Origin of the sequence: Elioraea tepidiphila DSM 17972, assembly GCF_000378465.1 — a bacterium.
In the GTDB taxonomy this organism is placed as follows: Bacteria; Pseudomonadota; Alphaproteobacteria; order Acetobacterales; family Acetobacteraceae; genus Elioraea; species Elioraea tepidiphila.
The window spans coordinates 96433-114622 of sequence record NZ_KB899916.1 but is presented as its reverse complement, the minus strand read 5'-3'; the positions used below and the strand labels follow the sequence as shown (position 1 = coordinate 114622).

The window sequence follows — 18190 nt, the reverse complement described above, 5'->3', positions numbered from 1 at the left end:
ACCGCTCGGCCACATGCTGTGCGGCGAAACGTTGCAACCCCGGGGAGCGTCAGGATGAAGTTCGGGCTCAGCCAGCCGATGCGCCGTGTCGAGGATCCGCGCCTGTTGCGCGGCCACGGGCGCTACACCGATGACGTCAGCCTGCCCGGCCAGAGCTGGGGCGTGGTGGTGCGCAGCCCCTACGCGCATGCGGCGATCCGTTCGATCGACAAGGCGCCCGCACTCGCCGTCAAGGGCGTGCTCGGCGTGTTCACAGGCGAGGACCTGAAGAAGGCCGGGCTCGGTGACGTGCCCTGCATGATCCCGCTCAAGAGCCGTGACGGCTCGCCGCGCGCCGAGACGCCGCGGCCCGCGCTCGCCGTCGGCCGGGTGCGCCATGTCGGCGATCCGGTCGCCTTCGTGGTGGGCGAAACGCCCCAGGCCGCGCGCGACGGCGCCGAGGCGCTGGCGGTGGACTACGAGGAACTGCCCTCGGTCACCGAGCTCGCCCGCGCGCACGAGGCGAGCGCGCCGCTCGTTTGGGATGGGGTCGCACGTAACCTCTGCTTCGACTGGGAAACGGGCGACAAGGCCGAAACCGACCGGCTGTTCAAGGAGGCCGCCCACGTCACCCGGCTGACCGTGGTGAACAACCGAATCGTCGTCGCCTCGATGGAAGCGCGCGCGGCCGTCGCCGAGTACGATGCCACCTCGAACCGCTTCACGCTGCACGCCAATACCCAGGGCTCTTGGCAGCTCAAGGACATGCTGGCGAAGTTCGTCTTCAACCTGCCGCCCGAGCAGTTCCGTGTCATCACGCCCGATGTCGGCGGCGGATTCGGGATGAAGCTGTTCCTTTATCCAGAGCACGTGATGGTCTGCTTCGCCGCGCGCGCGCTCGGCCGGCCGGTGAAGTGGGCGTCGGAGCGGTCGGAGGCGTTCCTCTCCGACACGCATGGGCGCGACAACATCACCACCGGCGAACTCGCCCTCGACAAGGACGGCCGGTTCCTCGCGCTGCGCACGCGCACCCTCGCCAACATGGGTGCCTATCTCTCGAACTACGCGCCGTTCATCCCGACCGGCGCTGGCTCCAAGGTGCTCGCCAGCGTCTATGGCTTCAAATCCGTGTACGTGAACGTCCTTGGCCTGCTGACCAACACCACGCCGGTCGATGCCTATCGCGGCGCCGGGCGGCCGGAGGCCAACTACGTGGTCGAGCGGCTGATCGACACGGCCGCGCGCGAGATGAAGATCGACCGCGTCGAGATCCGCCGCCGCAACATGGTGCCGCCCTCGGCCATGCCGTGGAAGACGCCGATGGGAGCGACGTATGACAGCGGCGATTTCGTCACCGTCCTCGATGCCGGGCTGAAGAAGATCGACTGGGCCGGGTTCCCGCAGCGGCGCCAGGAAGCGGCGCGACGCGGCCGCCGGCGCGGCATCGGGCTTGCCTACTATCTCGAAGCTACGGGCGGGGCGCCGACCGAGCGTGCCGAGATCCGCTTCGCCGAGGATGGTATGGTGGACGTGCTGGTCGGCACGCAATCGACCGGCCAGGGGCACGAGACGGCCTACATCATGCTGACCGCGGCCGAACTCGGGATTCCGCACGAGAAGATCCGTGTGGTGCAGGGCGACTCCGACGAGATCCCGACCGGCGGCGGCACGGGCGGTGCCCGCAGCCTCTACTCCGAGGGCCAGGCGATCCTCGCCACCACGGCGACCGTGATCGAGAAGGGCAAGCGTGCGGCCGGCGAGGCGCTGGAGGTCGCCCCCGCAGACATCGTGTTCGAAGCGGGCAGGTTCAGTGTCGTCGGCACCGACCGTGCCATCGGCATCATCGACCTGGCGCTCACGCAGCGGAAGAAGGCCGCCGCTGGGCAGGACGTGACCACGCTCGATGCGGCCGAGGTCGCCGAGATCAAGGCACACACCTTCCCGAACGGCTGCCACATCGCCGAGGTGGAGATCGACCCCGCGACCGGCGCGCTGGACGTGGTGCGCTACATCGTCTGCGACGATGTCGGCCACGCGATCAACCCGCTGATCGTGCGTGGCCAGGTGCACGGGGGTGTGGCGCAGGGGATCGGCCAGGCAGTGCTCGAGCACACGGTGTACGACCCGGCGAACGGCCAGCTCGTCTCCGGCACCTTCATGGACTACGGCATCCCGCGCGCCGACGATCTGCCCGACATCGATGTCGATCTGCTCGAAATCCCCTGCGAGACCAACCCGCTCGGCGTGAAGGGCGCGGGCGAGGCGGGTGCCGTCGGCAGCCCGCCGGCGGTGATCAACGCCGTGGTCGATGCGCTGGCCGAGGACGGGGTGAAGCACGTCGACATGCCGGTCACGCCGGAACGGCTGTGGCGGACGATCGCGGCGGCGAAGGCGGCGTGAGCACGGCAGGCGAGGTCCTCTGGTTCGAGGACCTCGCCCCCGGACAGGTCTACCGCACCGCCTCCGCTCGGCTGGAAGCGGAGGCGATGAAGGCGTTCGCCGCGCAGTGGGACCCGCAACCGTTCCATCTCGACGAGGCGGCCGGTGCCGCGCATCCGCTGTTCCGAGGCCTCGCCGCCTCGGGCTGGCACACGGCCTGCCTGTCGATGCGCCTGATCGTCACCGGGCCGTTCCGGATCGCCGGCGGACAGATCGGCGCGGGCATGGACGAGCTGCGATGGCCGATCCCCTCGCGCCCGGGCGACGTGTTGCGCGTCGAGACCGAGGTGCTGGAGTGCCGTCCGTCGCGCTCGCGGCCGGAGATCGGACTGGTGAAGGTGCGCCACACCACGTTCAACCAGCGCAACGAGGTCGCGCAGATCTGCACGCCCACACTGGTGGTGCCCCGGCGCGCTATGCGAGCGCCAATGTCAGCGGCAGGGTGAGTGCCGAGAGCAGCGTCTGCAGCGTGGTGATGCCGGCCATCAGCGGCGCATCCCCGCCGAGTTGGCGCGCCATGATGTAGGAGGAGGACGCGGTCGGCAGGGCCGCGAACAGCACCGCGACCTCCGCCGCCGTGCCGCGCACGCCGAAGCCCGCGCAGGCGAGCGCCGTCAGCGCCGGCAGCAGCACGAACTTCGCCGCGGAGGAGACCCCCGCCGCGCCCGGCCGCGCCCAGATCGCGCGCGGGGTGAAGGCGGCGCCCACGCACAGGAGCCCGATCGGCAGGCTCGCCTGCCCAAGGCTGCGCAGCGCCACCGCCACGACGCCGGGCACCGGCGCTGCGGTCGCCTGCCAGAGGGCGCCGGCCACGCAGCCGAGGATCAGCGGATTCGTCGCAAGCGCCTTGAGCGTCCCGGCGAGACTCGGCTTTGCCCTGCCGAAGCGCGCGAAGGCCAGCACGGACAGCACGTTCACGGTCGGCACGATCGCGGCGTTCGCGACCGCCGCCAGCGCCACGCCCGGCGCGCCATGCAACGCAGCCGACGCGGCAAGCCCGATGTAGTTGTTGAACCGGATGCCGCCCTGGAACACGGAGGTGAAGGCCGGACCGTCGATGCCGAGCCGCGGCCGGATGAGCAACAGGACGGCCGCGGTCGCAAGCAGCGGCACGACGATCGCCACGATCATCCCAGCAACCGGCACGCCGGCGAGATCGGCCGTGCCGAGCCCGTGCGCGAGCAGCGCGGGCAGCAGCACGACGAAGCAGAGCCGCTCGGCGCCCTGCCAGAACGGATCGGCGAGCAGGCCGATCCGCCGCAGCACCCAGCCGAGTCCGATCAGCAGCGCGACAGGGACAACGGCAAGCGTAACGGCACCGAGACGGTCCATGCCTCAGCGCGCGAACGCGACGGTCGCGCCGCCCGCCTGGAGCGTGCGCGTGGCGAGATCGTACGCCATCAAATCCTCGCCCAGGATCAGCGGCCCGGACCAGTGCGCGCGCACGTCAGCCACCAGCGCGTCGCGATCGAACCGCGTCGGCACGAAGTGGTTGAGGATCAGCATCCCCACATCGGCCTCGGCCGCGACCGCGCCGACTTCGGTCGAGAGCGTGTGATAGGAGGCGACCGCGTCGATCCCCTCCTGCGTGCGCACGCCGTCGATCGGGCGCATCTCGCGCTTGATGAACACCTCGTGCAGCAGGCAGTCGGCCCCGCGCGCGGCCTCGATCAGCGGCTGCCAGACGATGGTGTCGGCGGAGTGGACGAAGCGCAGGCCCTCGTGCTCGACGATGAAGCCGTAGACCTCGGGGAAGGGATCGTGGTTCACCTTCACGGGCGTCACCGTGACGCCGCCGCGCAGCGTCTGGCCGTCGGCGAACTCCTTCACCTCGACATCGAGCCCGGCGACCGAGGGGCGCTTCTCGTGGGCGACACGGATGTCGAGCTCCGGCTTCCACAGCGCGGCCGAGCGCTCGACGAAGCCGATCGTGCCGGGCGGGCCGAACACCTTCCAAGGCTTGTCCCGGCCCTGATGCCAGGACGAGACCAGAAGCTGGTGGAAATCCACCACATGGTCGCTGTGCAGGTGGGTGAGGAACAGCGCGTCGATCTCCGCGCCCTTGGTCCCCGCCTGCACCAGCCGCTGGGTGACGCCCGAGCCGCAGTCGAACAGCAGCCGTCGCCCACCCGCGTGGATCAGGATCGCGGGACCCATGCGCAGCGGGTCGACCTGGGGGCAGCCGGTGCCGAGAAGGACGAGCTTCATGGCGCAAGGCTAATGCAGTTGGCGTGGACGGGAAGCCACCCCGGCACGCCGCGCGCATGCCCGGAAGGCGCGTCATGTCGGACCGCCGAGCATGACCCCCTCGGCGGGTCAGCATGAGGGCTCGTCGACAGGGCCGACTCGCCCGCAACCGGTCATCAGACGCGCTTCAGCACCGCGGCCGCGGCCCGCAGCGCGGCGGCACGCGCGCTCAGCAGCGCCGCCTCCTCGCGGAGGCTCCGCGCCTCGCGTTCGGCCTCCTCCGCCTGACGGGACAGTGCCGCGAGCCGGGCCGGCGAGGGTGCAGCCGCCTCCGCCTCCAAGAGCGCGGTCTCGTAGGGCAGGGCACGGCAGATCGCGGCGGCCCGGAGGCTCGCGGCGACATCCCGCGGCCCGTCCTTAGCGAGAAAGCTCGCATACCAGGCGAGGTCGCCCTCGGCTGTGTGCGGCGTGGAGGACAGGGCGGATGCCTGGAGCGGGACGACGGGGTCGGACATGGCGCTCTCCTGATCGATTGCGGCCAGGAGAGGCGCGCGCCGCGCCGGCGCGTTTCCCGTTTCGTTGCCTTTCGGCCACATCCCGCCTCGCGGCGGATGCCACCTTGCCCGGGACGGCAGGTTGGCGGGGGCAGCGCCCCTCTCCTGATGACGCGTTGTGGATGCCGTGCGTGGACCGGCCGTGTCAAGTCATCGCCGCGGCGGGCATCCCTTCGACCGTCTCGCTGCCACGGCGCCAGCGATGCGTGCCCTGGCCGGTGGCGACCAGCGTGCCGTCCGCGCGGAACACCTCGGTGCGGGTGAAGAATGTCGTCGCGCCGCGTCCGACCATGCGTGCTTCGGCCACCACCTTCCCCGCCGTGACCGGGGCGACGAACTGGGTCGCGAGTGCCAGCGTCATGCCGCGTCGGGCATGGCCCGGCACGCTGCACCAGAGGCCGGAATACGCGGCGGCCTGGTCGATCAGCCCGAGCACGAACCCGCCATGCACGACGCCCGCGCGGTTCAGATGCTGCGGCCCGGCCTCGGCCGCGAGGCGTGCGAAGCCCTCGCGCCACTCCAGAAGACGGAAGCCGAACAGGTCGTGATAGGGCGCGGGCAGCGGGTCGGTCGGGACGTCGTTCATGGCGCGGACCTAGGTCGGCGCCATCGCCGGGTCAATCAGGCGATCTGCAGGTTCTGCAACGCCTCTTCGAGCTCCTGGAAGCTCGGCATGTGCTCGCTCGGCGCCATCTTGCGCCCGGTCTCGACCGACACCTGCGGCGCGTTGCCGTGCAGATGCGCCACCAGCACGGCGCGGATCACCTCGTAGTACTTGATCTCCTCCTCGACGACCGATTGAAGCCGCGAGGCGATCGGACCCATCATGCCATAGGCGAGGAACACGCCGAGGAACGTGCCCACCAGAGCCGAGCCGATCATCTTGCCGAGGATCGGCGGCGGCTCGGTGATCGAGCCCATGGTCTTGATGACGCCCATCACGGCCGCGACGATGCCGAGGGCGGGCAGCGCATCCGCCACTTTCTGCATCGAATGGGCCGGGTGCAGTTCCTCGTTCAGGAGCTTGCGCAGTTCGCGCGCGAACACGTCCTCGATCTGGTGCGGATCGTCCGCGTGCATGCCCACCATGCGCAGATAGTCGCAGATCAGCGTCACGGCATGATGGTCGTCGCGGATGCGCGGGAACTTGGCGAAGGCCGAGCTCTCGTGCGGCTTCTCGATATGGGGCTCGAGCGCCATCGCGCCCTTGGTGCTCGCCAGACGCACCAGCCAGTAGAGCAGCGACAGCAGGTCGATGTAGTCGGATTTGTGGAACTTGCCGCCCTTCAGGACCTTGCCGAACCCCGCCGCGACATGCTTGAGGCCGTGCATCGAGTTCGCCATCAGCAGCGTACCGAGCGCCGAGCCGCCGATGATCATCATCTCGAACGGCAGGGCGGCGAGGATGATGCCGATCTTGCCGCCGGCCAGGATGTATCCGCCGAACACGCAGATGATCACGAAGACGAAGCCGCCGATCGTCAGCATGTCGCGGCCTCAGTTCATCGCCGGCGTGGCAGGCGGAGCGGCCGCGCGCTGGACCAGGATGGCGATGCGCCGGTTGGCGGCAGCGCGCGGATCGGCCGGCAGCAGGAGGTCGCGGTCGGCCCGGCCCGAGACGCCATGGATCCGCGCTTCCGGCACGCCCGCGTCGACCAACAGGCGCCGCGCGGCATTGGCCCGATCGGCGGACAACTCCCAGTTCGTCACCCCACTGCCGGAGCGGAACGGTGTCGCGTCGGTGTGGCCGGCGATGGTGATCGGCTTGCCGAGGCGCGTGATCACCGGCGCGATCTTCGCGATCAGGGCCCGCGCCGCCTCGTTCGGCTGGCTGGAACCGAGGGCGAACATCGACAGCCCCTCGGCGTCCAGCAGCTGCAACCTCAGCCCCTCGGGGGTGACGTCGATCGCGAGCTGGCGCGCGAGCCCGGCGAGCGCGGGGTCCTCCGTCACGGCCGCGCGGATAGTCTCGGCCGCCTGCTCAAGCGCCTCCGCCTCGGCCGCCGCGCGGGCGGCAAGCTCCCGCTCGGGCTCGAACACGCCCTCGGTCGCGTCCTCGCCGCCGGCGCCGGCGGTGCGCGGTGCCACGAAGCGGCCGCCGGTATCGAACCGGTTCTGGAACGCGCCCCCCTCGGCGAAGATCGCCTGGTGCGGCTCGCCCTCGTCGGGCCGGTCCTCGTCCGGCGGATAGCTGCGTTCGACCTGAGGCACGGTGGGCGTGCCGGCACGGCCCACCGCGGAATTGTCCGAAACGATGTCCGTGCCGCCGAAGGGCTTGCCCGAGCCGGAATTGTCGCTGCCAAACACGTTCACCGGCGCGAAGTACTGCGCGATTCCCAGCTTCTGCTCCTCGGTGGTGGCGTTCAGCAGCCACATCAGGAGGAAGAACGCCATCATGGCGGTCACGAAGTCGGCATAGGCGACCTTCCACGCCCCGCCGTGGTGCCCGTGCTCGGCCCCTTCCTCCCGCCGGATGACGAGAGTCGCACCATCCTTCTCGTTCTTGCCCTTGCGAGCGCTCATCGGCCTGGGTTTGCCCGTGCATGCTGCGCCGCGCGACGACGTGGCGGCCCGCGTCGCACCCTGCCCGAGAGGGATTAAGCCTTGGCTAAGTCGGATCGTGGGTTGCGCCTCGGAGGGGGGGTCTCTATATCCGGGCGCGCGCGGGGGTCCCGCGCACGAGCGATGGGGAGACGATCGGGGCCGCTTGCCAGCCCCGGACCGGTCCGGGCAGCTGATGCCGGGCCTCTCTGGGGAGGGTCATGCAGCAGACGAGGGCCTCGAAGGCCGCTTTCGATCCGGGCGCGCCGTGCTGACCGTCGTCCTGGCACCGTTCGTGGCCGCCGGGGCGGCGCCGCTGCTGGTTCGTCTGCTCGGCCATCGGGCGAGCTTCGTGCTGGCGCTGGTGCCGGCTGCGAGCTTCCTCTGGCTGGTCGCCCGAACGGACGAGGCGACCCCCGGCATCCTCGAATCCACTCCCTGGGTGCCCGGCCTGGACGTCGCCCTCGACTTCAGCCTTGACGGCCTGTCGCTGATCTTCTCGCTGCTGATCAGCGGCATCGGCACGCTGATCGTGGTCTATGCCGGGGGCTACCTGAAGGGCCACCCGATGCTCGGGCGGTTCTTCCTGTTCCTGATGATGTTCATGGGCGCGATGCAGGGCGTCGTGCTGGCCGACAACGTCGTCTCCCTGTTCGTGTTCTGGGAGCTGACGAGCCTCGCCTCCTACCTGCTGGTCGGATTCGAGAGCAGCAAGCCGGCGGCGCGCCGTGCCGCCCTCCAGGCCCTGTTGATCACGGGCACGGGCGGGCTCGCGCTGCTGGCCGGCCTTCTCATGCTCGCCAATGCCGGCGGCTCGTGGCGCATCTCGGACCTCACCGGCGCCGGATCCTGGATCCAGGACGATCCGCTCTATCTGCCGATCCTGATCCTGGTCGTGCTCGGCTGCTTCACCAAGAGCGCGCAGTGGCCGTTCCACTCCTGGCTGCCAGGGGCGATGCAGGCGCCGACCCCCGTCTCGGCCTACCTCCATTCCGCCACCATGGTGAAGGCAGGGGTCTATCTGCTTGCGCGGCTCGACCCCGCACTTGGCGGCTCGCCGGAATGGCTCTGGATCCTGACCGGGATCGGCGGGCTGACCATGCTGATGGGTGTCGTGTTCGCCCTGCTGGAGACCGACCTCAAGCTGGTGCTCGCCTGGACCACGGTCTCGGCGCTCGGCACGCTGGTGTTCCTGCTCGGCCCGACGCACGAGCCCGGCGCGAAGGCGGCCATGGCCTTCCTGCTGGTGCACGCGCTCTACAAGGGCGCGCTGTTCATGGCCGCGGGCAACGTCGATCACGAGGCCGGCACACGCGACCTGACGAAGCTCGGCGGGCTGATGCGCGTGATGCCGGTGACCTTCGCGACCGCCGCGCTTGCCTGTGTCTCGATGGCGGGCTTGCCGCTCGGCCTCGGTTGGGTCGCGAAGGAACTGATCGGCGCGGCGAAGATCGCGCTCGAGGACGAGTTCGGCATCACGGTGATCGCGGCGACGCTGACGAACCTGATGCTGTTCTGCGTCGCCGCGATCGTCGCGATCGTGCCGTTCACCGGCAAGCCGACAGAGCCGGCGGAGCACGCGCACGAGGCGCCCTGGTCGATGCTTGCCGGCCCCGTGGTCCTCTCCTCGCTCGGCCTCGTGTTCGGCATGGCGCCCAATCTGGTTGCCGATTCGCTGATCGCCGCGGCGACCACGGCGGTGATGGGACGCAAGGCCACGCTGGACATCGTGCTGTTCAAGGCGGTGGACTGGAAGTTCCTGCTGACGCTCGCGACCTTTGCCGCCGGCGCGGTACTGTTTGCCTTCTGGCGTCGGTCGGCCGCGCGCTGGCGCGCGGCGCTCAACCCAACGCTCGATCGCGGCCCCGACCGCGGCTACGACCACGCGATGGCCGGCCTCGCCGCGCTCGCGACCTGGCAGACGCGGATCTGGCAGCCGGGCCTGCTGCACCGCTACATGGCCGCCTCCTTCGCCGTGGTGACGCTCGCCGTCGCGGCGAGCCTCGCGCGCGGCGATGTCCGCTTCAACCTGAGCTTCGACGGCGGGCGGCTGATCGAGTGGGCGGTGTTCGCGGTCACCGCCGCTGCCGGCCTCGTCGCCGCCTTCGCCACCACGCGCCTGCTTGCCGTGACCGCGCTCGGCATGCTCGGGCTCGGCGTGGCCATGATCTTCATGCTGTTCGGCGCGCCCGACCTCGCGATCACCCAGTTCATGGTCGAGACGCTGGTGGTCGTGATCCTGGCACTGGTGTTGATCCGTCTGCCCGGGTTCCGCCTCTCCTCGCGCAGCGACCGGCCGCGCTGGCTCTACGGCTCGATCTCGGTCGGCACCGGCGCGATCGTCACGCTGCTGCTGCTCGGCGTGCTCGCCGAGCCGTTCGATCCCCGGCTCTCGGAGTGGTTCGGCGCGACCGCGGTGCCCGACGCGTTCGGCCACAACATCGTCAACGTGATCCTGGTCGATTTCCGCGCCCTCGACACGCTCGGCGAGATCATCGTCGTGTTCGCTGCGGCGCTGTCGGCGCTCGCCGCGATCGGCATCGGCGCGAGGGCGCGGCGATGAACAGCCTGATCCTGCGCGCGGCCACGCGCGTGCTCGCGCCGATGATGCTGATGCTGTCGCTGTTCCTGCTCTGGCGCGGGCACAACCTGCCGGGCGGCGGCTTCATCGGCGGCCTCGTTGCGACCTCGGCAATCGCGTTGCAGGGCATCGCCTTCGGCCCCGAGGTGGCGCGGCGCACGCTCGTGTTGCCGCCGGCGGTGCTGGCGGGGGTGGGGCTGGTGGTGGCCGTGATCGCCACCCTGCCGGCCGGCCTGGTCGAGCTGCCGTTCTTCACCGGGCTCTGGCTGAAGCTCGATCTCGGCGATGGCGCGATCCTGCCGCTCTCCACGCCGCTGCTGTTCGACATCGGCGTGTTCCTGGTCGTGATCGGCGGCGTGTGCGCGATTCTGCTCGCGCTCGAGGAGGACCCCGAAACCGACCAGGCCGGGGAACCCTGAGATGGAGGTGCCGCTCGCGCTCCTGATCGGGCTGCTCACCGGGGTTGCGACCTGGCTGATGCTGTCGCGCAACCTGATCCGGCTGCTGCTCGGCTTCGCGGTGCTCGGCAATGCGGTGAACCTGCTGATCTTCACGGCAGGCCGCCTGACCCGCGATGTTCCGCCGCTGGTGCCGCTGGATGCCGAGGCGATCGAGGGGGCCTTCGCCAACCCGCTGCCGCAGGCGCTGGTCCTGACCGCGATCGTGATCGGCTTCGGCCTGCTGGCCTTCGCGCTCGTGCTCGCCTGGCAGGCCTATGTCCGGCTCGGCACCATCCGCACCGACGAGATGCGCGAGGCCGAGCCGCCCGGGGAGGTGAAGCCGTGAGCGGCTGGTACGCCGCAGCCCCGCTGATCGTCGCGATGACCACCGCGGCGGCCACCACGCTCGCCCATGCGATGCCGCGCACCCAGCGCGCCCTGTCTCTCGCCGGCGCCTTCGCGCTGCTCGCGGCGTCGATCGCGCTGATGGACGCGGTCTGGCGCGGCGGCATGATCGTCGTGCAGTCGAGCAACTGGGACGCGCCGTTCGGGATCACGCTGGCGGTCGACACCTTCGGCGCGGTGATGACGCTGATCGCCGCGATCACCGGCGCGGCCTGCCTGATCTTCGCGATCCCCGAGATCGAGGAGCGCCACCGCCGCGCCTGGTTCCATCCGCTGAGCCACGTGCTGCTGCTCGGCGTGTGCGGTGCGTTCATCACCGGGGACCTGTTCAACCTCTATGTCTGGTTCGAGGTGATGCTGATCGCCTCGTTCGGGCTGATGACGATCGGCGGCACCAAGGCGCAGACCGATGGCGCGGTGAAATACGTCGCGCTCAACCTCGTGGCGACGCTGCTGTTCCTGCTCGCGGTCGGCCTCATTTACGGCATGACAGGGACGCTCAACTACGCCGATCTCTCGCGCACGATCCCGAACGTGGGCAATACCGGCGTGCTGACCGCGTCGGCGATGCTGCTGATGGCGGCGTTCGGCATGAAGGCCGCCGTGTTCCCGCTGTTCTTCTGGCTGCCGGCCGCCTACCATACGCCGCTTGTCTCGGTCTCGGCGGTGTTCGCGGGCCTGCTCACCAAGGTCGGCGTCTATGCGCTGATGCGCGCCTTCACGCTGCTGTTCACGCACGATGTCGGCTGGACGCACGAGATCCTGCTCTGGGTCTCGGGCCTGACCATGATCACCGGCGTGCTCGGGGCGGCGGCGCAGAGCGAGATGCGGCGCATCCTCTCGTGGCACATCATCAGCCAGATCGGTTACATGGTGATGGGGCTCGCCCTCTACACGCCGCTCGCGATCGTGGGCTCGGTGTTCTATCTCGTCCACCACATCATCGTGAAGGCGAACCTGTTCCTGATCGCCGGGGTGGCCGCGCGGCTCACCGGCTCGATGGAGCTGAAGAAGATCGGCGGGCTCTACCAGTCCGCCCCGCTGCTCGGGGTGCTGTTCTTCATCCCCGCCTTCAGCCTCGCCGGCTTCCCGCCGCTCTCGGGGTTCTGGGCCAAGCTGATCCTGGTACGCGCGGCGCTGGAGGGTCGCGAGTGGTGGATCGCGGCCGCCGCGCTCGTCACCGGGCTGCTCACCATCTACTCGATGACCAAGATCTGGGGCGAGGCGTTCTGGAAGCCGCACCCCGAGGGCGGGGAGGCGGCCGCGCCGCTCGCAGCCGCCCCGGCGGCGATGCTGGCGCCGATCGTGACGCTCGCGGCGATGACCATCGTGATCGGCCTGTTCGCCCAGCCGTTCTGGATCGTCGCCGAGCGTGCCGCCGCCGAGATGCTCGATCCGACCGTCTACGCGGCCGCGGTGCTGGGGGGGCTGCCGTGAAGCGCCCCGCCAGCATGTTCGCGATCAACCTGATGCTGATGCTCGCCTGGTGCGGCGCCTTCGGCAGCTTCGCGCCCTGGACGCTGTTGACCGGCTTCCTCGCGGGGTTCGGCGTGCTCTACCTCACGCGCCGCGTCTGGGACGGCCCTGAACCGCAGTACTTCCGCAAGACGATCGCCTTCGTGAGCTTCTTCGGCTTCTACGCCAACGCGCTGCTGCAATCCTCGATCCTGATCGCGCGCCAGGTGCTGAGCCCGCGTATCACCGCGCAGCCCGGGGTGATCGCGGTGCCGCTGCAGGCGGAACGCGATGTCGAGATCGCCGCGCTCGCGATCCTGATCACGCTCACCCCCGGAACGCTGTCGCTCGACGTCTCCGAGGATCGCTCCACCCTCTACGTGCACGCGATGTTCCTGGACGATCCGGACGCGGTGCTGCACGACATCAAGGAGAATTTCGAGCGCGGCCTGTTGGAGTTCCTGCGATGAGTGCGGCGCTCGCCATCGCGATCTGGATCGGCTGGGGCATGCTCGCGATCTCCTTCGCGCTCGGGCTTGCGCGCCTTGTCGTCGGCCCGCATTTGCCCGACCGGATCGTCGCGCTCGACATGCTGGCGCTGACCGCGATCTGTGCCGCACTCCTGTTCGCGCTGGTCTCGGGCTCGTCGAGCTATGTCGATGTCGCGCTGGTGATGGCGCTCATCTCGTTCCTCTCCACCGTCGCCTTCGCCCGCTATGTCGAGTGGGTCGCGTTCCGCCGCGCCCGCCAGGCTGACCCGCCGCCGCTGGACCACGCCGATGATTGAGGTCGTGACCCAGCTCGTCCTGATCGTGCTGGTGCTCGCGGGGTCGGGCTTCGCGCTGATCGCTGCGATCGGCATCTGGCGCCTGCCCGATGCGCTCATGCGCATGCACGCCTCGTCCAAGTCCGGCACGCTCGGGGGAGGCCTGCTGTTCTTCGCGGTCGCGATCGGCGTCGGCGAGTTCGATGTCGTGGTGCGCGCGCTTGCCGGAGTGGCGTTCCTGCTGTTCACCACACCGATCGCCTCGCACCTGATCGCGCGCGCCACCTATCTGCTCGGCGTGCCGCGTGACCCGAGCCAGGTGCGCGACGACCTCGAGGGCCGCTACGACCTCAACGCGCGCGTCTGTCAGGCGCCGGCCGATGTCGTCGCCGGCGCGAGCAGCCCGGTCAGGGGAGCCGACAGCCCGTCCACCGGCACGGGGGGTGGCGCAGCATAGCTGCCGGCGCTCGGTTTCGGTGCTGCCGCGGGGGCAAGCGCGATCGCCCAGCGCACCATGCAGGTCAGGCTGTCGAGCAGCGGCACGGGTACGGCATCGGCGATGCGCACGGACAGACCCGCAAGCCCTGCCCCACCCAGCACCACGGCCTCCGCGCCGTCCCGCTCGACCGCCGCCCGCGCCTCGGCCGCAAGGGCCGGCAGCGCGGCATCGGGATCGGCGGCGATGGCGTCCCCGGTCAGTGCGATCCCGCGTACGACAACGCGCTTCCCGAAACCGAGGGCGGCGACGTACTCCGTCAGCATCGGCACCCAGCGCGCCCCGCCCGTCAGCAGCGCGATCCGTCCGGCAACGGTTGCCGCGGTGAGGATCGACGCCTCGGCCATCCCGACCACCGGCACGGGCGAGAGCTCGCGCAGCGCCGCGATGCCGGGGTCGCCGAAGCAGGCGAGCAGCACGGCGTCAGGATGCGTACCTTCGGCGAGTGCGTGGGCGAGTGCGTCCAGCACCGCGTGGCCGGCGATCGCGGCCGCGCTGCGGGTCGAGATGTAGCGCGCGCCGAACCGCGCTGTCGCGCCGACGATGCCCACGCCGGCGCCCGCGGCGCCCTGCGCCAGCGTCACCATCCGCGCCGTCATCGCCGGGTCCGTGTTGCCGTTGATCAACAGCAGCCGCATCATCGCTCCGCCGGTTTGCGGGGCAGGGTGCCCACGCCGTGTGCAGTGCCGCAGCAAAGCCCCGGAGCTTGCCCGGCGGCAAGGGGCCGCGCGTGTGGCATGGGGCTTGCCAAATGCCCCCGCATCCTGGGACGCTCCGATCCAGAGGCTCAACCAAACGGGGACGAGGGTGCAATGACACTGCGACGCCTGCTGCTCGCCGCCGCCTGTGCGGCGCTGCCCGCCGGATACGCGCTCGACGCGTCGGCCCAGGGCACGATCCGCATCGGCATGACGGCGGCCGACATCCCGCTGACCCACGGCCAGCCCGACCAGGGTTTCGAGGGCAACCGCTTCACCGGCATCCCGCTCTACGACAGCCTGACCGCGTGGGACCTGACCCGCGGCGACCGGGCCACGCCGCTCGTGCCCTCGCTCGCGACCGAGTGGGCGGTCGATGCGAACGACAAGACCAAGTGGGTCTTCCGGCTGCGCCAGGGCGTGAAGTTCCATGACGGCTCGGACTTCAACGCCGACGCGGTCGTATGGAACGTGCGCAAGGTGCTCGATCGCGAGGCGCCGCATTTCGACCCGCGCCAGGTCGGCGTCACCGCAACGCGCATGCCCACCCTGCGCCGCGCCGAGAAGATCGACGACTACACCGTCGCGCTCTACACCTCCGAGCCGGACTCGCTCCTGCCGATCAACCTGACCAACCTGTTCATGGCGAGCCCGACGCACTGGGAGCGCAAGCGCGCGACAGCCGCCTCCGCGGAGGCGGCATGGAACGCCTTCGCCGCCGATCCGTCCGGCACCGGGCCGTTCCGCATGGCGCGCTTCGTGCCGCGCGAGCGCGCCGAGTATGTGCGCAACGATGCCTACTGGGGCACCAAGGCCAAGGCCGAGCGGATCGTGCTGCTGCCGATCCCGGAGGCGAACGCCCGCACCGCAGCCCTGCTCTCGGGCCAGGTCGACTGGATCGAGGCGCCCGCGCCCGACGCGATCCCGCAGCTCCGCGCGCGCGGCATGCGCATCGAGAGCAACACGCAACCCCATGTCTGGCCGTGGCAGCCCTGCTTCGTCGACGGCAGCCCCCTCGCGGATGTGCGCATCCGCAAGGCGATCAACCTGGGCATCGACCGCGAGGGGCTGAAGACGCTGCTCGGCGGACTGATGGTCCCCGCGGTCGGCACCGTGCAGCCGGGCCATCCCTGGTGGGGCAACCCCTCGTTCCAGATCAAGCACGACCCGGAGGCGGCCAGGCGCCTACTCGCGGAAGCCGGTTACGGCCCGCAACGGCCGCTGACGCTCAAGGTGCAGATCTCGGCCTCGGGATCCGGGCAGATGCAGCCTCTGCCGATGAACGAGTACGTGCAGCAGAACCTGCGCGAGATCGGTGTCAACGTCGAGTTCGATGTGATCGAGTGGAACGCGCTGTTCACCAACTGGCGCCGCGGCTGCAAGGACGCCTCGGCGCGCGGCGCGCATGCGATCAACGTCTCCTTCGCCGCGATGGACCCGTTCTTTGCCATGGTGCGGTTCTGGGACAGCAAGATGGCCCCGCCAGTCTCCAACAACTGGGGCCATTTCAGCGATCCGCGCTTCGACGCCATGGTCGCCGAGGCGCGCACCAGCTTCGACGCCACGGCGCGTGATGCCGCGCTCGCGAAGCTGCATGCGGCCGGCGTGGACGAGGCGCTATTCATCTGGATCGCGCACGACGTCTCGCCGCGGGCGATGTCACCCCGCGTGCGCGGCTTCGTCCAGCCGCAGTCGTGGTTCGTCGATCTGACCCTGCCCTACATCCAGTGAGCAGGCGGGCGGCGCGGGTCTTCCGCGCCGCCCCGCATCGGCGATGCTGTTCTACCTGATCCGCCGCTTCATCTATGCGATCCCGATCGCGCTCTCGGTCGGGCTCGTTTGCTTCATGCTGGTGCACATCGCGCCGGGCGATCCCATCAACGCGATCGTGCCGGCCGACGCGCCGCTCGAACTGGTCGAGCAGATCCGCCGCGACTACGGGCTGGATCAGCCGCTGCCGATCCAGTTCGGCATCTGGCTGGCCAAGGTCTCGGTCGGCGATTTCGGCAGCTCGCTGGCCACCGGCCGCACCGTCTGGTCCGACCTTTCGGTCGCGATTGGCAACACGCTCCGTCTCGCCCTGACGGCGGCGCTGATCGGCTTCGTCCTCGGCAGCATCCTCGGCGCGCTCGCAGGCAGCTTCCAGGGGACCTTCATCGACAAGATCGCCGTCAGCCTCGCTGTCGCCGGCGTGTCGGTGCCGCATTACTGGCTCGGCATGGTGCTGGTGGTGATCTTCTCGGTCCAGCTCCCCTGGCTGCCGGCGATGGGCGCCGGGCCGGGCGGGTCGGCCGACTGGTCCTGGGACTGGGAGCACATCCAGCATTTGATCCTGCCGGCCGTCACGCTTTCGGTGATCCCGATGGGCATCGTCACGCGCACCGTGCGCGGCATCGTCGCCGAGATCCTGAACCAGGACTTCATCCAGACGCTGCGCGGCAAGGGGCTCACCGGCCGGGGCGTGTTCTGGCACGTGGTCAAGAACGCCGCCCCCAACACGATCGCCGTGATGGGGCTGCAGCTCGGCTACCTGATGGGCGGCTCGATCCTGGTCGAGACGGTGTTCTCCTGGCCCGGGACTGGCCTCTTGCTCAACAACGCGATCTTCCAGCGCGACCTGCCCGTGCTCCAGGCCACCATCCTCGTGCTGGCGATGTTCTTCGTCGCGCTGAACCTGCTGGTCGACCTGGTGCAGACCGCGCTCGACCCGCGCATCAAGCGGGGCTGAGCGATGGCCGACGGGACCGCCCGCACCGCTGCCGCCGCCGAGCTCGCGGTCCAGGCGCGCGAGGCGGCGCAGAAGAGCCAGGGCTACTGGGCCGGGGTGTGGAAGCGGCTGCGGCGCGACCCGGTCACCATCGCCTGCGCGCTGATCCTGATCGCGATGTTCCTCGCGATCGTGTTCGCCCACCTGATCGCGCCGCACGACCCCTACCAGGGCTCGATGCTGCGCCGGCTGCGCATGGTCGGCACGCCGAACCATCTGCTCGGCACCGACGAGCTCGGCCGCGACATGCTGACCCGCCTGCTCTATGGCGGCAGGCTCTCCTGGTTCATGGGCATCACCCCGGTCGTGCTCGCTTTCCTGATCGGCACGCTGTTCGGCGTGCTCGCGGGCTATGTCGGCGGCGCGGTGAACATGCTGATCATGCGCGTCACCGACGTGTTCTACGCCTTCCCCTCGGTGCTGCTCGCGATCGCCATCTCCGGCGCGCTGGGCGCCGGCACCATCAACGCCATCCTGTCGCTGACGCTGGTGTTCATCCCGCCCGTGATCCGCGTCGCCGAGAGCGTGACCACCGGGGTCCGGGGGCTCGATTTCGTCGAGGCCGCGCGCGCCTCCGGGGCCGGGCCGCTGACCATCATCCGCGTGCACATCCTCGGCAACGTGCTGGGGCCGATCTTCGTCTACGCCACCAGCCTGATCTCGGTGTCGATGATCCTCGCCTCGGGGTTGTCGTTCCTCGGCCTCGGTGTCACCCCGCCCGAGCCCGAATGGGGCCTGATGCTGAACACGCTGCGCACCGCGATCTACGTCAACCCGACCGTGGCGATGCTGCCGGGCGCCTGCATCTTCGCCACGTCGATCTGCTTCAACCTCCTCTCCGACGGGCTGAGGCAGGCGATGGATGTGAGGGCCTGACGGAAT

At 70.0% G+C, this 18190-nt stretch carries 19 protein-coding genes and 1 riboswitch; of the genes, 12 read left to right on the top strand and 7 right to left on the bottom strand.

The genetic code is table 11. The features are described 5' to 3' along the window. Nucleotides 1-54: 54 nt before the first annotated feature. The gene (locus tag F563_RS0107360; protein WP_019014013.1) at nucleotides 55-2379 is read left to right on the top strand and encodes a xanthine dehydrogenase family protein molybdopterin-binding subunit; all 2325 of its coding nucleotides are present in this window, start codon (nucleotides 55-57) and stop codon (nucleotides 2377-2379) included. Then, nucleotides 2376-2864, top strand: coding sequence for a MaoC family dehydratase (locus F563_RS0107355; RefSeq protein WP_026299402.1), 489 nt, complete (start codon nucleotides 2376-2378; stop codon nucleotides 2862-2864). The genes F563_RS0107360 and F563_RS0107355 overlap by 4 nt, the downstream gene beginning before the upstream one ends. Here the strand turns inward: F563_RS0107355 and F563_RS0107350 are convergent. From F563_RS0107350 to F563_RS0107325, 6 genes are all read right to left on the bottom strand, one after another. Then, nucleotides 2833-3750, bottom strand: a complete 918-nt coding sequence (locus F563_RS0107350) for an AEC family transporter (protein WP_019014011.1) — start codon at nucleotides 3748-3750, stop codon at nucleotides 2833-2835. The genes F563_RS0107355 and F563_RS0107350 overlap by 32 nt on opposite strands. 3 nt (nucleotides 3751-3753) lie before the next feature. Beyond that, entirely contained in the window at nucleotides 3754-4626 is an 873-nt protein-coding gene (locus tag F563_RS0107345) for an MBL fold metallo-hydrolase (protein WP_019014010.1), read from the bottom strand. Nucleotides 4627-4781: 155 nt separating this feature from the next. After that, nucleotides 4782-5120: a hypothetical protein gene (locus F563_RS0107340; protein WP_019014009.1), complete on the bottom strand. Its 339-nt coding sequence runs from the start codon at nucleotides 5118-5120 to the stop codon at nucleotides 4782-4784. Nucleotides 5121-5170: 50 nt separating this feature from the next. Next, nucleotides 5171-5276, bottom strand: a riboswitch (SAM-I-IV-variant riboswitch). Between the two features lie 28 nt (nucleotides 5277-5304). Beyond that, nucleotides 5305-5745, bottom strand: a complete 441-nt coding sequence (locus F563_RS0107335) for a PaaI family thioesterase (RefSeq protein ID WP_019014008.1) — start codon at nucleotides 5743-5745, stop codon at nucleotides 5305-5307. Nucleotides 5746-5780: 35 nt separating this feature from the next. Continuing rightward, a complete protein-coding gene (gene motA / locus F563_RS0107330; RefSeq protein WP_019014007.1) occupies nucleotides 5781-6647 on the bottom strand; it encodes a flagellar motor stator protein MotA in 867 nt (288 codons plus the stop codon). Nucleotides 6648-6656: 9 nt separating this feature from the next. Continuing rightward, entirely contained in the window at nucleotides 6657-7682 is a 1026-nt protein-coding gene (locus F563_RS0107325) for a flagellar motor protein MotB (RefSeq protein WP_019014006.1), read from the bottom strand. 286 nt (nucleotides 7683-7968) lie between these two features. On the opposite strand from F563_RS0107325, the gene mbhE reads away from it, so the two are divergent. Genes mbhE through mnhG form a run of 7 tightly spaced genes read left to right on the top strand, consistent with a single transcriptional unit; the run spans nucleotide 7969 to nucleotide 13804 of the window. Continuing rightward, nucleotides 7969-10263 carry a hydrogen gas-evolving membrane-bound hydrogenase subunit E gene (gene mbhE / locus F563_RS0107320; RefSeq protein ID WP_019014005.1) on the top strand — a complete coding sequence of 765 codons (2295 nt, stop codon included), beginning with the start codon at nucleotides 7969-7971 and terminating at the stop codon, nucleotides 10261-10263. Next, nucleotides 10260-10700, top strand: a complete 441-nt coding sequence (locus tag F563_RS0107315) for a Na(+)/H(+) antiporter subunit B (protein WP_019014004.1) — start codon at nucleotides 10260-10262, stop codon at nucleotides 10698-10700. The genes mbhE and F563_RS0107315 overlap by 4 nt, the downstream gene beginning before the upstream one ends. Before the next feature lies 1 nt (nucleotide 10701). Beyond that, a complete protein-coding gene (locus F563_RS0107310) occupies nucleotides 10702-11067 on the top strand; it encodes a Na+/H+ antiporter subunit C (protein WP_019014003.1) in 366 nt (121 codons plus the stop codon). After that, nucleotides 11064-12563 (top strand): Na+/H+ antiporter subunit D, encoded by a 1500-nt coding sequence (locus tag F563_RS0107305; RefSeq protein WP_019014002.1) that lies wholly within the window; start codon nucleotides 11064-11066, stop codon nucleotides 12561-12563. Before F563_RS0107310 ends, F563_RS0107305 begins: the two co-directional genes overlap by 4 nt. Next, on the top strand, nucleotides 12560-13051 hold the full coding sequence (locus tag F563_RS0107300) for a Na+/H+ antiporter subunit E (RefSeq protein WP_026299401.1): 492 nt from the start codon (nucleotides 12560-12562) through the stop codon (nucleotides 13049-13051). The genes F563_RS0107305 and F563_RS0107300 overlap by 4 nt, the downstream gene beginning before the upstream one ends. After that, the gene (locus tag F563_RS0107295; RefSeq protein ID WP_019014000.1) at nucleotides 13048-13368 is read left to right on the top strand and encodes an MrpF/PhaF family protein; all 321 of its coding nucleotides are present in this window, start codon (nucleotides 13048-13050) and stop codon (nucleotides 13366-13368) included. Before F563_RS0107300 ends, F563_RS0107295 begins: the two co-directional genes overlap by 4 nt. Nucleotides 13369-13372: 4 nt before the next feature. Continuing rightward, nucleotides 13373-13804 (top strand): monovalent cation/H(+) antiporter subunit G, encoded by a 432-nt coding sequence (mnhG, locus tag F563_RS21915; RefSeq protein ID WP_211211393.1) that lies wholly within the window; start codon nucleotides 13373-13375, stop codon nucleotides 13802-13804. Here mnhG and F563_RS0107285 read toward each other — a convergent pair. Next, complete coding sequence (locus tag F563_RS0107285) at nucleotides 13714-14481, bottom strand: aspartate/glutamate racemase family protein (RefSeq protein ID WP_026299400.1); 768 nt, start codon at nucleotides 14479-14481, stop codon at nucleotides 13714-13716. The two genes, mnhG and F563_RS0107285, sit on opposite strands and share 91 nt — an antisense overlap. Before the next feature lie 174 nt (nucleotides 14482-14655). Here F563_RS0107285 and F563_RS0107280 point away from each other — a divergent pair, with 174 nt between their 5' ends. From F563_RS0107280 to F563_RS0107270, 3 genes are read left to right on the top strand one after another with little or no spacing between them, the layout of a single operon-like run. Further along, the gene (locus F563_RS0107280; RefSeq protein ID WP_019013997.1) at nucleotides 14656-16272 is read left to right on the top strand and encodes an ABC transporter substrate-binding protein; all 1617 of its coding nucleotides are present in this window, start codon (nucleotides 14656-14658) and stop codon (nucleotides 16270-16272) included. A gap of 43 nt (nucleotides 16273-16315) precedes the next feature. Next, nucleotides 16316-17269: an ABC transporter permease gene (locus tag F563_RS0107275; protein WP_019013996.1), complete on the top strand. Its 954-nt coding sequence runs from the start codon at nucleotides 16316-16318 to the stop codon at nucleotides 17267-17269. 3 nt (nucleotides 17270-17272) lie between these two features. After that, nucleotides 17273-18184 carry an ABC transporter permease gene (locus F563_RS0107270; RefSeq protein WP_019013995.1) on the top strand — a complete coding sequence of 304 codons (912 nt, stop codon included), beginning with the start codon at nucleotides 17273-17275 and terminating at the stop codon, nucleotides 18182-18184. Nucleotides 18185-18190: the final 6 nt, after the last annotated feature.

Coding starts and splice junctions, on each gene's coding strand:
- F563_RS0107360 (WP_019014013.1), top strand. CDS start 55: ATGAAGTTCGGGCTCAGCCAGCCGATGCGCCGTGTCGAGGATCCGCGC.
- F563_RS0107350 (WP_019014011.1), bottom strand. CDS start 3,750: ATGGACCGTCTCGGTGCCGTTACGCTTGCCGTTGTCCCTGTCGCGCTG.
- F563_RS0107345 (WP_019014010.1), bottom strand. CDS start 4,626: ATGAAGCTCGTCCTTCTCGGCACCGGCTGCCCCCAGGTCGACCCGCTG.
- F563_RS0107340 (WP_019014009.1), bottom strand. CDS start 5,120: ATGTCCGACCCCGTCGTCCCGCTCCAGGCATCCGCCCTGTCCTCCACG.
- F563_RS0107335 (WP_019014008.1), bottom strand. CDS start 5,745: ATGAACGACGTCCCGACCGACCCGCTGCCCGCGCCCTATCACGACCTG.
- motA (WP_019014007.1), bottom strand. CDS start 6,647: ATGCTGACGATCGGCGGCTTCGTCTTCGTGATCATCTGCGTGTTCGGC.
- F563_RS0107325 (WP_019014006.1), bottom strand. CDS start 7,682: ATGAGCGCTCGCAAGGGCAAGAACGAGAAGGATGGTGCGACTCTCGTC.
- F563_RS0107315 (WP_019014004.1), top strand. CDS start 10,260: ATGAACAGCCTGATCCTGCGCGCGGCCACGCGCGTGCTCGCGCCGATG.
- F563_RS0107310 (WP_019014003.1), top strand. CDS start 10,702: ATGGAGGTGCCGCTCGCGCTCCTGATCGGGCTGCTCACCGGGGTTGCG.
- F563_RS0107295 (WP_019014000.1), top strand. CDS start 13,048: ATGAGTGCGGCGCTCGCCATCGCGATCTGGATCGGCTGGGGCATGCTC.
- F563_RS0107285 (WP_026299400.1), bottom strand. CDS start 14,481: ATGCGGCTGCTGTTGATCAACGGCAACACGGACCCGGCGATGACGGCG.
- F563_RS0107280 (WP_019013997.1), top strand. CDS start 14,656: ATGACACTGCGACGCCTGCTGCTCGCCGCCGCCTGTGCGGCGCTGCCC.
- F563_RS0107275 (WP_019013996.1), top strand. CDS start 16,316: ATGCTGTTCTACCTGATCCGCCGCTTCATCTATGCGATCCCGATCGCG.
- F563_RS0107270 (WP_019013995.1), top strand. CDS start 17,273: ATGGCCGACGGGACCGCCCGCACCGCTGCCGCCGCCGAGCTCGCGGTC.